This is a genomic window from Asticcacaulis sp. AC402, from assembly GCF_000495835.1.
In the GTDB taxonomy this organism is placed as follows: domain Bacteria; phylum Pseudomonadota; class Alphaproteobacteria; order Caulobacterales; family Caulobacteraceae; genus Asticcacaulis.
Window position 1 is genome coordinate 40,922 of sequence record NZ_AWGC01000019.1, and the last position, 13,704, is coordinate 54,625.

Consider the following 13,704-nt stretch of genomic DNA (forward strand, 5'->3'; position numbering starts at 1 on the left):
ACTGACCGAGGTCGTTGTGGCAGGCTTGTCCTTGGCCATGGGCTGTCCCGTGATCATCGCGAAGGTCATCATGACTTCACCTTCTTCAGATCAGGACGTCGTTGAGGCCCTCAACTTCGCAACATAGCCGTTGAATTGATCCGGGCTGCCGCAGGCCGCTGCCCCCACCGGACCGCGGCGTTTGAACCCCGCCGCCTGCGTTTCCAGCTCGGCTATGATGTCGAAGTCACGAAAACTGCGGAAGAGCCTGACTGACAGGGGGTGCAGATCCAAAGGTTGCAATTCGAGACCCGCCGCGTCACGCACAGCCGCGACGCAATGCGCCGCGGTGAACAGCAGATCCAGAGGGATAAAAGGCACGCCCTGGAGACCCATCAGCGAGTCCCCACCGGCATAGACTCCCGAGGTGATCATCGCGGACGTCGGCCGGACAAAGCGATTCACCCGCATACGACGGGTTCGCGTGGCCGCTGCCGCCAGCCAAAAGTCCGGCAGATAGGCCATCTCATAGCGATGGACGAGGGCCAATTCATCCTTCGTGAGCTTGAATTTTCGACGCCAGTTGACCCGCGCAATGTCGCGGTCCGGATGTTGTTCGACGTAGCTGTCGAAGGGCGACACAACGCGGGCATCCAGTCGATCTATGGCTTTCCGGTCCACCTCGGTGAACTCGCCATCGGTTACACGTCCAGCGACCTGGGCCAGCCCCATGACCAACAGATCATTGGCTTCTCCCGCCTTCGCGGCGGCGTAGATATCCACCATCGGCTGAGTCAAAGCGTGTTCGATCAGCGGTGCAATTTCGGCCACGACCTTGTCGGATTTCGTCGTCTCCGCCGACATCGCCGGTCCTGCCGCCACGAACAGCCACCCGGCCAAAAGCCATCCACGCATTATCATCCCCCAATACAACAAAAACTGTGCCCCGAATTACAGCCGGACGCCGCAATTCGTACAGCGTAAACAACTCCTTACCCTATGGCGCCCCTGTCACAGCCGTAAGCTTGGCCAGATAGGTGTTGAATTGCGCCGGAGTACCGCACGCCGCTGCCTTCATCGGACCCAGATAGCCCGATTCCGGTTGCCACTGTGCCGCCAGATAGGCGTCGGTATCGATGTGAATAAAGTTCCGGAAGATTCGCATGCTGGGCGGCCGGCTAGTCAGAGATGTTACCTGCGACCCGGCAGCTTCGCGCAGAGACCAGATGCAATTGACAGCCGCACTATAGGCACGACGGCTAACATGGTAGGTAATAACAGGTGCCGGAGTCCAGCCAGTCATATTTCCGGTAGCGAATTTTCTACCGCGGTGATGGTGGGCAGGCCGTAACGCCGGAACGCCACCCGCGCCATGTTTTACACTGGCGCTGGTAAGCGCATATCCCAGCCAGAAGTCCGCCAGGTGCGCTTTTTGGTACCGGTCGACGACCGCGGCCTCATCTTTTTTAAGCCGAAATTTTTGCCGCCAGTTGACCGTTATGTGCTGCTTGTCGGGATGCTTGCGCAGATAAGCAGCCAAGGGCTCGAGGATGCGGCCATCCAGGGCCGCGAGGTCAGCCTCGTCCTTGGCTGTGAAACGACCTTCTTCCGTGCGGCCGGCGTACAACGCCAGACCAAGAACCAACATCGCGTCGGGGTCTTCAGGAGCCGCCGCCTGGTAGAGATCCGCCATCGGCGTCATGAGCGCCCGCTCAATATAGGGCGCGGCCTCAACGATTTCCCGGTTGGGATCAAAGGGGGCTGCGGCCTTTTCCTTTGCGGAAACAGACACGACATCCAAGATCCAAAACCCGGTGATCAGACAAACCATCATCCGGCGATGCAAACGCCTGTCCATGCTTCCCCCATGCACCAACTGCAGCAACCCTAGGCCTGCATGGTCCAGCCTTCGACACCCATGGCCGCCTGGCGGACGGCTTCGGAGCGGGTCGGGTGCGGGTGGCAGACGCGCGCCAGGTCTTCCGAAGCCCCCGAGAACGCCATCAGCACGCAGACTTCTCCGATCAACTCACCGGCCTGCGGGCCCATCATATGCACGCCCAGAACCTTGTCGGTCTTGGCATCGGCGATGAACTTCACGAAGCCATCGGTCTCATGGTTGATCTTGGCGCGGCTGTTGGCCAGGAACGGGAACTTGCCGGTCTTGTAGGCAACACCGGAGGCCTTGACCTGGTCCTCGGTCTGGCCGACCCAGGCGACTTCCGGGAAGGTGTAGACGACCGACGGCACCAGGTTGTAATCGACGTGACCGGCCTTGCCGGCAATCAGTTCGATACAGGCGACCGCGTCTTCTTCGGCTTTGTGCGCCAGCATCGGCCCCAGGATAACGTCACCGATGGCCCACACACCCGGCGCTGACGTCTTGAAATGGTGGGTCGGGATAAAGCCGCGCGGATCGGTGGCGACACCGACCGTATCCAGCCCGAGACCCTGGGTGAAGGGACGGCGACCAATGGAGACCAGAACGACATCGGCCGTCAGCTTTTCCGCGGCACCGCCAGCGGCAGGCTCCAGGGTGAGTTCAACACCTTTGGCGCCCGGCACGGCGCTGGTCACCTTGGTGCCCAGCTTGAAGACAACGCCCTGTTTTTCCAGTGTTCGGCGGAAGGCTGTGGCCAGTTCCGTGTCCATACCCGGCGTGATGCGGTCGAGGAATTCGACAACGGTTACCTGGGCGCCCAGGCGGCGCCACACCGAACCCAGTTCCAGGCCGATGATACCGGCACCGACGACGACCAGCGACTTTGGCACCGCCGGCAGTGCCAGGGCGCCAGTGGAATCGACAATCGACTTCTGGTCGACAGGAACGCCCGGCAGCGGGGTCGGCTCCGAGCCGGTGGCTATGACGATGTTCTTCGTGGTCAGTGACTGGGTCGAACCGTCATTGGCGGTCACGGTCACCTTGCCGGCGCCGGCGATCGAACCGCGGCCGATAAAATAGGTAACCTTGTTCTTCTTCATCAGGAATTCGACGCCCTTGGTCAGGGCGTTGACGCTCTCCTGCTTGGATTTCATCATCTGGACCAGGTTCAGCTTGGGCGCGGGAACCTCGATGCCAATATTGGCAAATTCCGTCGTCGTGGCCTCGAACAGTTCCGAAGCATACAGCAGGGCCTTGGACGGCATGCAGCCGACGTTCAGGCAGGTGCCGCCGAGCACGCCACGCATTTCGACAATCGCCGTCTTCAGGCCCAGCTGGCCGGCGCGGATCGCTGCGTTATAGCCACCCGGGCCGCCACCGATGATCACTACGTCGAAATTCAGGTCGTCAGCCATGTCGGGCCCTTCCCCATCAAGGATAAACTGCTGCCGGTGAGTTAGGATTGTGGCGCCGTAAGGTCAAGCCAATTGCGCCCACACAGCGACTTTTTTAGGTGGGCAAGGCGCCGCTGATCCTCGGTTGAGGACGGCGGCGCGACATATAGATCAGGAAGCCCAGCACCAGCGCCACCAGTGTAATGACATAGCGCGGATCCCAGCCAGACAGAATCGAAAACAGCTTGTCCATAATGCCACCGCCGGCTGAACCTTTGGTGACATAGGTCAGGACCAGGTCGGCCAGGAAGCCCAGCAAATAGGTGAAGGCGGCACGGACGTTACCGTTGGCGTGCAGCCAAGCCGCCACAAGATAGAGAAAGACAACGGCGCCCCACAGGGCCACGACCGGGGTGTTTCTGGTCTTGACGGCCTCGACGGCGGTTTCACCCTGGATCGAGTTCATATCCTGCGGAGCCTGGCCCATGTCAGGCGCATTGAAACCGCCAGCATAGTCGTCCTGGTCCATCGTGCGAGAGGCAATCGTTGGCTCACCGTGGTCCGGGAACATAACGGCTTTCATCACCGGAAATGCGATCCAGGCAGCATAGGCAACGACGATCGCCACCAAAAACCAGCGTATATATTTCATGACCGCGTCCCTCGCACCCTTATGGTTAAGGCCATAGTAACCGATCCCGGACAGGGCGTCAAAAACAGCTTCATGCTAAAAAGTAGTCGCCACATTTTTGGAACGAGTTGAGGCGTCAAGACCAAGCAGTAACTACTCCGGCTTGATCTCGTCTTCAGTTGGATCGCTGATCGTGGCCAGGATGGCGGCGGGGTTTTCCTTCATCGCGCCCAGTACGCCCAGGTTCTGTTCGGAGAAAGCGACTGTCTTGACGAAAAAGTCTTTGCTGCCGCAGGCCAGAACGCCCTGCTTGTAGCTCGTCTGATAAACCCGTACCGCGGTTTCCTGGACCTTGGCGAACTGATCCGATGTTAGCTTGGTTGCCGAAATATCGACCTTCTGCGCCTTACCCATGCGCGCAAAGGCATAGGCAGATTGGGCGCAGGTCGTAGCGGCATTGACCAGACCCGGTTTAAGTACCAGATCCTGATTCAGGTTCAACCTGTCGTCATCATCGCCGAAGCTTTGCGGCACAAAGAAACCCATTGTACCCGCCGCCGGGTCGCCGCCCATGCCGAGGGCGGAATTCAGTTGCTGCGTGTCCTTCTTGCGGCCGACGTGCTTGGCCAGGTAGATCCAGAATTCGGACTCATCGAGCATGGCGTCTTCATCGAATTCGATATCGAACTTGTCCTTCGACGTCAGATAGATATCCAGCAACTCGCGATAACCCTTCTTCAGGCGTTCCTTTTCGCCCTGGGAGAGTTGCCGCGACACCGACGGGCGGCCGAGGTCCAGCGCCAGGCCGTATTGCAACATATATTCCGGGTGCTGAACATCGGCCTTTAGCAGCAGGTCGAGCATCGGCAACGTCATGGCCGCGGTTACATGGGCCTGCCCCTTGACGGCATCCGCCTGGCTATAGACGGATTTGCTGTTCAGCTCTTTTTTGCGTGGCGCGGCCACAGCCGATCCGCCGGCGGCAACCACCGCCACCAACGCCCATGCGGCGAGACCTGAGACTTTCACATTTAACCCCTGGAATTATCTATTTCGAATAGCCTAATTCATCACGGGGATAATCGCCATAACAAAACGGCCCGCAGGCAAACCTGCGGGCCGTATGTGTCGAAAATACCGTAGGTTAAACGTCGAGCACGAAGCGCTGCGGGTCTTCCAGGCCTTCCTTGACGCGGACAAGGAAGGTCACGGCCTCTTTGCCGTCGACGATGCGGTGATCGTAGGACAGAGCCAGGTACATCATCGGGCGGACAACGACCTGGCCGTTGACGACCATGGGGCGATCCTTGATGGCGTGCATCCCCAGGATGCCGACCTGCGGCATGTTCAGGATTGGCGTCGACATCAGCGAACCGTAGATGCCGCCATTGGTGATGGTGAACGTGCCGCCCTGGAGTTGGTCCAGCGACAGGGTGCCGTCACGGGCCTGCTTGCCCAGGGCAGAGATGCCTTTTTCAATGCCGGCCAGGGAGAGCGTGTCGACATCGCGCAGAACCGGCACGACCAAACCCTTTTCGGTGCCAACGGCGACGCCCAGATCGTAGTGGTTCTTGTAGATGATGTCCGTGCCATCGATCTCGGCATTGACGGCCGGAATGTCCTTCAGCGCCGCGACCACTGCCTTGGCGAAGAAGGACATGAAACCGAGCTTGACGCCGTGACGCTTTTCAAAGGCGTCCTTGTAGGCGTTGCGCAGGTTCATGATGGTCGACATGTCGACCTCGTTGAACGTCGTGAGCTGCGCTGCGACATTCTGCGATTCTTTGAGGCGACGGGCGATGGTTTGACGCAGGCGCGTCATCTTAACGCGTTCTTCGCGGGCGCCCAGAGTGCGCGGCGCTGCCGTCGGGGTCACCGGGGAAGCGGCGACCTGCGTACCAGTCCCGCCGGACAGGGCCGCCAGCGCGTCGCCCTTGGTGATACGGCCGTCCTTGCCGGTGCCATCGACCTTGTTCGGGTCAAGGCCGGTCTCGGCGACGATGCGGGTGACGGCCGGCGACAGCGGCTTGTCACCCGAAGCGGGGGCAGCGGCGGCAGCAGGAGCGGGAGCCGCGGCAGCCGGTGCGGGTTGGGCTGCGGCCACGGCCGGTTGGGGCGCAGCGGCAGCACCAGCGGCGCCGACCGAGCCGAGCACAGTGCCTGGCGTGACGGTTTCGCCTTCGGCCACCAGGATGGTCAACACGCCGTCAGCCGGCGAGGCGACTTCCAGGGCAACCTTATCGGTTTCGAGTTCGACCAGGACCTCATCTTTTTTCACAGTGTCGCCGGACTTCCTGGTCCAGCGGCCAACAGTCGCTTCGGCAACGGATTCCCCAAGGACGGGAGTAAGGATATCAGCCATGTCTAAGGCTCCATTTTCTTTGCGCTATCGCTTCGCGGCTTGAGCGCTTTTGTTTGCGCTATCGCTTCGCTGCTTGAGCGCCGTTGGTGGATTACCGCGTCGCGGGGTCGGGAGCGGGGTATTGGGGAAACAGGTTAAGCGAACGCTTCGTTCAAGAATGTCTCGAGCTCTTTGAGGTGGCGGCTCATCTGGCCGGCGGCCGTCGAAGCCGAGGCCGGACGGCCGACGTAGCGTGCCCGCTTGGCCTTGATCTTCAGGCGGTCGAGCGTCAGTTCCAGCCACGGATCGACAAAGGCCCAGCCGCCCATATTCTTCGGCTCTTCCTGACACCATACCAGTTCGGCGTTAGGGAAGCGGCCCAGCTCGGTCATGAGCGACTTCATCGGCCACGGATAGAACTGCTCCAGGCGCAGCAGGTAGATGTCCTTGATCTGCTTCTTTTCGCGATCTTCCAGCAGGTCGTAATAGACCTTGCCCGAACACAGTACGACGCGACGGATCTTGTCGTCGGGCACCAGCTTGAGGCCGGCAACGTCGGGCCTGCGTTCGGCATCGTCATGCAGCACGCGGTGGAAGGACGAACCCTCGCTGATCTCGCTCAGTTGCGAGACCGCCTTCTTGTGGCGCAGCAACGACTTGGGCGTCATCAGGATCAGCGGTTTGCGGAAGGGCCGGTGGATCTGGCGGCGCAGGATGTGGAAGTAGTTGGACGGTGTCGTGCAGTTGGCGACCTGCATATTGTCCTCAGCGCACATCTGCAGAAAGCGTTCAAGGCGGGCTGAGGAGTGCTCCGGACCCTGACCCTCGTAGCCGTGCGGCAGCAGCATGACCAGACCCGACATGCGCAGCCACTTGCGTTCACCGGAACTGATGAACTGGTCGATAATGACCTGGGCGCCGTTGACGAAGTCGCCGAACTGGCCTTCCCACAGGGTGAGCGTGTTTGGATCGGCCAGCGAGTAGCCGTATTCAAAACCCAGCACGGCCTCTTCTGACAGAGCCGAGTCGATGCCTTCGTACAGGGCCTGACCGTCACGCAGGTGATTGAAGGGGAAGTATCGTTCCTCGGTCGTCTGGTCGACAAAGGCCGAATGACGTTGCGAGAAGGTGCCACGGATTGAGTCCTGACCCGACAAGCGGACCGGGAAACCTTCGTCGAGCAGCGAGGAGAAGGCCAGGGACTCGGCCGTGGACCAGTCCAGGTTTTCGCCGCTGGTGATCATCTGCTGGCGCGCATCTATGACACGCTTCAGCGTGCGATGGACGTCGAGGTCGTTGGGGATGGTGGTGATGCGGGTACCCAGTTCGACCAGCTTGGCGCGCGGCACGGCGGTGATACCGCGGCGCTCGTCCTCTTCCGGCAGACCCAGACCTTGCCACTTGCCATCCAGCCAGTCGGCCTTGGTGGCACGATAGACTTTACCGGCGTCAAACTCTTCGTCCATGAAGGAGTCAAAGTCTTTCAACCACTGATCGTATTCGACCTGGGTGCAGGTACCTTCCTTGATCAGACGTTGGGCGTAAAGGTCCCGCGTCGACGGATGGTCCTTGATCTTGGCGTACATGATCGGCTGGGTGAAGGTCGGGTCATCGCCTTCGTTGTGACCGAAGCGGCGATAGCAGAACATGTCAACGACGACATCCTTGGCGAACTTCTGACGGAACTCTGTCGCCATCTTGGCCGCGAACACCACGGCTTCCGGATCGTCGCCGTTGCAGTGCAGGATCGGCGCCGCCGCCATCAGGGCCGGATCGGACGGATAGGGCGACGAGCGCGAGAAGCGCGGGCTGGTCGTGAAGCCGATCTGATTGTTGATAATGAAGTGGATGGTGCCGCCGGTCTTGTAGCCTTTCAGACCCATCAGGGTGAAGCATTCCATGGCGACGCCCTGGCCGGCAAAGGCTGCATCGCCATGTATCAGCAGGCCGACAGCCATGCTGCGGTCGGGATTGCCGTCACTCTTGGTCTTGTTGTGCTGGGCCTGTTTGGCGCGCGTCTTGCCGAGCACGACCGGGTTGACGATTTCCAGGTGCGACGGGTTGGCAGTCAGGGACAGGTGGACATTATTGCCGTCGAAGGCGCGATCCGACGAAGCGCCCATATGATACTTGACGTCCGACGAACCTTCGATGTCCGACGGCAGGGTCGAACCGCCCTGGAACTCATGGAAGATGGCGCGGTAGGGCTTGCCCATCACCCCGGCCAGGGTATTGAGACGGCCGCGGTGGGCCATGCCGAAGATGATGTCCTTGACGCCCAGGGCGCCGCCCCGCTTGATGATCTGTTCCAGAGCCGGGATCATGGCCTCGCCGCCGTCCAGGCCGAAACGCTTGGTGCCAGGGAAACGGCGGTGGCAGAAGCGCTCGAAACCCTCGGTCTCGATCAGCTTCTTCAGGATGGCGATCTTGCCTTCCCTGGTGAAGGTGATTTCCTTGTCGCGGCCTTCGATGCGCTCCTGGACCCAGGCCTTTTCGGCCGGGTCGGCGATGTGCATGTACTGGACGCCGATATTGCCGCAATAGGTACGGCGCACGATCTGAAGAATTTCACGCAGTGTGGCGGTTTCGAGACCCAGAACGCCGTCGATGAAGATAGGACGCTCCATGTCGCCGGGTCCGAAACCCCAGTATTCCGGAGTTAGTTCAGGGTTCTGGCCGGGCTGTTCGATGCCCAGCGGGTCGAGGTTGGCCTGCAAGTGACCGCGGATACGGAAGGCGCGGATCAGCATCAGGGCGCGGATCGAGTCGCGCGATGCTGCCTGGAGTTCGGCCTGCGTCGCCGGCGTACCGGAGGCTTCCGCCTTCTGGGCAATGCCCTTTTCGACCTTGGCCTGCACCGCTGGCCAGAACCCGTCCATCGCCGAGATGTTATCGTCGCGCGGTGACGGTCCGGGATTGGCCCAGCCACCAGCCTCGGCATTGGCCTTGACCGTCTCGGGCTTGTCCATGAGGGAGTCGAAGAAGGCCCGCCACTCGGGGGGCACGGAGGTGGGGTCTTGCGCCCACTTCTCCTGCATCATCTCGATGAACACCGCATTGGCGCCATAGAGGAAGGAGGTCTCCGCGAAGACCTGGTTCAACCGGCCGGAATCATCCGCCATTTTATGTACCGCTCAGACGGCCAATTACGACACCGTCTGCCTTTCCATTTATAAATCGTGACCAGAGCCAACAACGACACTCTGGTTGGTTAGTCGCTCAAGCGCCGCGAGGGCTACCTCGCATAAGCTCGGGCGGGCAGTCGCCCTTGCCGCGGCAATAGAGGCCGCGGAGGGGTTAGTTCGCTCAAGCGCCGCGAGGGCTACCTCGCATAAGCTCGGGCGGGCAGTCGCCCTTGCCGCGGCATTAGAGGCCGCGGAGGGGTTAGTCGCTCAAGCACCGCGAGGGCTACCTCGCATAAGCTCGGGCGGGCAGTCGCCCTTGCCGCGGCAACAGAGGCCGCGGAGGGGTTAGTTCGCTCAAGCACCGCGAGACTTCTCACGATACTTTTGCCGATACAGTCTTCTGGGTTCTTGGGCTGGATTTCACCTGGAAACCCCACCCGGGCGAACCCTGTTCCCGCCTACAGTCCCTTCAGGACGTTCAGCAGGGTCTCACCGAGCGCTGCCGGCGACGGCGCGACGCGGATGCCCGCGGCTTCCATCGCCGCGATCTTGTCCTCGGCCCCGCCCTTGCCACCGGAGATGATGGCGCCGGCATGGCCCATACGACGGCCCGGAGGCGCCGTGCGGCCCGCAATGAAGCCCGCCATGGGCTTGATACGGCCCTTCTTGGCTTCGTCGCGCAGGAACTGCGCCGCGTCTTCTTCCGCCTGGCCGCCAATTTCGCCGATCATGATGATCGACTTGGTAGCGTCATCGGCCAGGAACATCTCCAGCACATCGATGAATTCGGTGCCCTTGACGGGGTCGCCGCCGATGCCCACGGCCGTCGTCTGACCAAGGCCGGCATTGGTCGTCTGGAACACCGCTTCATAGGTGAGCGTGCCCGAACGTGATACCACACCGACGCTGCCCGGGCTAAAGATATTTCCGGGCATAATACCGATCTTGCATTGGTTCGGCGTCAGGACGCCGGGACAGTTCGGCCCGATCAGGCGCGACCTGGAACCCTGCAGCGCCTTCTTGACCTTGACCATGTCCAGCACCGGAATGCCTTCGGTGATGCAGACGATCAATTCCATCTCGGCTTCGATCGCTTCGAGGATCGAGTCGGCGGCGAAGGGGGGCGGGACGTAGATGGCCGTGGCGGTAGCGCCGGTACGGTCACGCGCTTCGGCTACCGTGTCATAGACCGGCAGACCGATATGGGTCTGACCGCCCTTGCCGGGGGTGACGCCGCCGACCATCTTGGTGCCGTAGGCGATGGCCTGTTCAGTGTGGAAGGTGCCCTGTGAGCCGGTGATGCCCTGGCAGATAACCTTGGTTTCGGAGGTAACGAGAACGGACATAAAACTTAACCCTTCACAGCCTTGACGATCTTGGCCGCGGCATCGGCCAGGTCGTCGGCGGCAATGACGTTCAGGCCGCTTTCATTGAGAATCTTCTTGCCGAGTTCGACATTGGTGCCTTCCAGGCGCACAACCAGCGGAACCTTGAGGCCGACTTCCTTGACGGCGACGATCACGCCCTGGGCGATGATGTCGCACTTCATGATGCCGCCGAAGATGTTGACCAGGATGCCCTTCACCTTCGGGTCCGAAGTAATGATTTTGAAGGCCGCGGTGACCTTTTCGGTCGTGGCACCACCGCCGACATCGAGGAAGTTGGCGGGCTCCGAACCGTACAGCTTGATGATGTCCAGCGTCGCCATGGCCAGGCCGGCGCCGTTGACCATGCAGCCGATTTCGCCATCGAGGGCGATGTAGCTGAGGTCATACTTCGAGGCTTCGATTTCCTTCTCGTCCTCTTCTGTGACGTCGCGAAGCTCGACCATGTCCGGATGGCGGAACAAGGCGTTGCTATCGAACGAGCACTTGGCGTCGAGGACCAGAAGCTCATTCGAACCCGTGATGATCAGCGGGTTGATTTCCAGCATGTCCATGTCCTTGGCCGTGAAGGCGGCATAGAGCTGGTTCAGCAGCTTTGCGCCCTGCTTGGCGACATCGCCCTTCAGGCCGAGAGCCTGAGCCAGGGCACGATGGTGAGTTGGCCATACACCCGTAGCCGGGTCGATGGTAAATGTGTGGATTTTTTCCGGCGTGTCGTGAGCGACGTCTTCGATGCTCATCCCGCCCTCGGTCGAGGCAACCACCGAAACCTTGGACGATACCCGGTCGACCAACAGCGACAGGTACAGCTCCTTGGCAATGTCGGCGCCTTCTTCGATATAGAGGCGGTTGACCTGCTTACCGGCGGGGCCGGTCTGGATGGTCACCAGGACGCGGCCCAGCATTTCATCGGCATTCCTCTTGACCTCTTCCGGCGTCCTGACGACACGGACCCCGCCCTTGGCGTCAGGCCCCAGGCCTTCGAAACGGCCCTTGCCGCGGCCACCGGCGTGGATCTGCGACTTGACCACAAACACCTTGGAGCCAGCCTCCTTGGCCAGGGTCTTGGCGGCCTTTTCGGCCTCCTGCGGTGAAAAGGCAGGGAAGCCGCGCGGAACGGCGACGCCGAACGCCTTGAGGACGGCCTTGGCTTGATGCTCGTGAATGTTCATGGAACCGGTCTTGACAAATGTGAATGAACGGCAGAGCCGGCGCGTCCAATTCATGACAAATTGAGCGTGAGGGCTCTGATGTTGTGCTTAGCGACATCAGGGCGAACGCCGTTGCTCGTCCATCGATCGGGCGCGTTATAAAGAGCCGGACCGGATTGTGCAACCGCTCAGTCACAGAAATTTGGCCCGTGTGGCTAATTTTATCGACGCGCGAGTCCCTATTCCACAAGCGATGTTAGCGCTAACGTTTGCGTCTAAACCAAGACAACGCTGTCAACCAAAAAACATGTGCCATATCAACCGGCCCGGCATGAAGGTGAACAGACCGGCTACAATCAGGGCCCCGATGTACAGACCACGCGCCTGACCGGCGTGCCCCTTGATGTTGCGGCGGCGCGCATGCCAGACCAGCATGACCAGTCCGTATAGGGTCAAGACTGACAGGATGTGGATAAAGCTCAAGCCCCCCTTGTTGATCTCGCGGATGAAAAAACTCGACACCGCTACAGTCGTCATGAAGATCACCCACATCCAGCCAAGCAGCCGGTGCGGCACAGTGCCTTTGGGTCCGATGAACTGCCAGGTGGCAACAGCAAACGAAGCCACGGCGGCCAGCATGTGGATCTGGATGACCAGGGGCTGGCGCCACAACAGGTCGAAATTGGGCGCGTGGGGGTTGGCGAAGTCGGCGAGGATGTCCATGAGGCGGCTTCCTTTTTGCGATAGGATGGCTCATAACCCCACATCCTGTCTTTCCAGTCTGGCCCGATGCGCGATCAGCCTCCTTCCCTTCGCCAAACGCCACCTGGCGCCGTTCACGCTTCGCCAATGGCGGCCCTGTGGCGCCAACCCTGGGTCCGTACCCAGTTGGTCGCCGTGGGCATGGCCGCCTTTTTGACCTTTGTTGGCGCCAATGGCACCCATCAGTTGCCCTTGCTGCTGCGTTTTGCCTACTGGTTGTCGGTCATGGTCGCCGGCACGGTTACGGCGCAAACCATCGGTCTGCTGGTTGACCGCGCGACGCGGCTGAACGCCTGGCAGGAAATGGCAGTGATGATCGCCGGCATTACCCCGGCCATTACTCTGGTGGTGTGGCTGATTACTGCCGCGTTCGAACGGCGGATGCCGCGGGTCGAAGACCTGCAGTATTATGCCCTGCCGGTTCTGATGATCTCGGTCGTGATGGCCTTCCTGCATACCCAGGTCAACCGCACGCCGGCCCAGAGCCATGCCTTTCCTGAGGCGCGTATGGCCGAACCGGGCGAGGCTTTCCGCGAGCGGTTGGGGTTCAAGTACCGCCATGCCGCTATCCTGGCCCTGTCAGCAGAGGATCATTACCTACGCGTTCACACTTCGGCCGGCGAAACCCTGATCCTGATGCGGCTGTACGATGCCATCCGCGAGTTGGATGGCATCGAGGGCTCGCAGATCCACCGGTCGTGGTGGGTGGCTAAGGAGGCGGTTGGCGATGTCCGGCGCAGCGACGGCAAGGTTAGCCTGGTCCTGAAAAACGGCGCAACCGCGCCGGTTAGCCGCAGCTATGTGAAAGCGCTGAAAAACGACGGCTGGCTTTAGGGAGAATTTGGCCACGAACCGATACGAACACCACGAACTTCAGGACGTGCTTGACAGCTCTGTTGCACGACTCCGTATGTAAGGTTTTTGTCACGATAAACGCCAAAATCTCGAAAAGCACAAAAAATTCATGCTGTTTTTGCCCTGCCGCGAAGCGACATAAACGCAAGAAAAGGCCGCTTCGCGGCAGTGTCAAACGTGCTCAAAATTTTCGTGTTTT

At 60.6% G+C, this 13,704-nt stretch carries 11 protein-coding genes; 1 reads left to right on the plus strand and 10 read right to left on the minus strand.

Going from position 1 to position 13,704, the window contains the following annotated elements:
- Window positions 1-90: 90 nt before the first annotated feature.
- From ABAC402_RS32130 to ABAC402_RS32175, 10 genes are all read right to left on the minus strand, one after another.
- Window positions 91-894, minus strand: a complete 804-nt coding sequence (locus ABAC402_RS32130; RefSeq protein WP_023449918.1) for a hypothetical protein — start codon at window positions 892-894, stop codon at window positions 91-93.
- Between the two features lie 82 nt (window positions 895-976).
- Entirely contained in the window at window positions 977-1,864 is an 888-nt protein-coding gene (locus tag ABAC402_RS32135; protein WP_155847396.1) for a hypothetical protein, read from the minus strand.
- 2 nt (window positions 1,865-1,866) lie between these two features.
- Window positions 1,867-3,276: a dihydrolipoyl dehydrogenase gene (gene lpdA / locus ABAC402_RS32140; RefSeq protein ID WP_023449920.1), complete on the minus strand. Its 1,410-nt coding sequence runs from the start codon at window positions 3,274-3,276 to the stop codon at window positions 1,867-1,869.
- A gap of 94 nt (window positions 3,277-3,370) precedes the next feature.
- Window positions 3,371-3,907 carry a hypothetical protein gene (locus ABAC402_RS32145; RefSeq protein WP_023449921.1) on the minus strand — a complete coding sequence of 179 codons (537 nt, stop codon included), beginning with the start codon at window positions 3,905-3,907 and terminating at the stop codon, window positions 3,371-3,373.
- 132 nt (window positions 3,908-4,039) lie between these two features.
- Complete coding sequence (locus tag ABAC402_RS32150) at window positions 4,040-4,915, minus strand: hypothetical protein (RefSeq protein ID WP_031235676.1); 876 nt, start codon at window positions 4,913-4,915, stop codon at window positions 4,040-4,042.
- Between the two features lie 115 nt (window positions 4,916-5,030).
- Entirely contained in the window at window positions 5,031-6,248 is a 1,218-nt protein-coding gene (odhB, locus tag ABAC402_RS32155; RefSeq protein ID WP_023449923.1) for a 2-oxoglutarate dehydrogenase complex dihydrolipoyllysine-residue succinyltransferase, read from the minus strand.
- 134 nt (window positions 6,249-6,382) lie between these two features.
- The gene (locus tag ABAC402_RS32160; protein ID WP_023449924.1) at window positions 6,383-9,349 is read right to left on the minus strand and encodes a 2-oxoglutarate dehydrogenase E1 component; all 2,967 of its coding nucleotides are present in this window, start codon (window positions 9,347-9,349) and stop codon (window positions 6,383-6,385) included.
- A gap of 461 nt (window positions 9,350-9,810) precedes the next feature.
- A complete protein-coding gene (gene sucD, locus ABAC402_RS32165) occupies window positions 9,811-10,698 on the minus strand; it encodes a succinate--CoA ligase subunit alpha (RefSeq protein WP_023449925.1) in 888 nt (295 codons plus the stop codon).
- A gap of 5 nt (window positions 10,699-10,703) precedes the next feature.
- Entirely contained in the window at window positions 10,704-11,909 is a 1,206-nt protein-coding gene (gene sucC / locus ABAC402_RS32170) for an ADP-forming succinate--CoA ligase subunit beta (protein WP_023449926.1), read from the minus strand.
- 273 nt (window positions 11,910-12,182) lie between these two features.
- On the minus strand, window positions 12,183-12,611 hold the full coding sequence (locus ABAC402_RS32175; RefSeq protein ID WP_023449927.1) for a DUF2306 domain-containing protein: 429 nt from the start codon (window positions 12,609-12,611) through the stop codon (window positions 12,183-12,185).
- 126 nt (window positions 12,612-12,737) lie between these two features.
- On the opposite strand from ABAC402_RS32175, the gene ABAC402_RS32180 reads away from it, so the two are divergent.
- Window positions 12,738-13,484 (plus strand): LytTR family DNA-binding domain-containing protein, encoded by a 747-nt coding sequence (locus tag ABAC402_RS32180; protein WP_023449928.1) that lies wholly within the window; start codon window positions 12,738-12,740, stop codon window positions 13,482-13,484.
- Window positions 13,485-13,704: the final 220 nt, after the last annotated feature.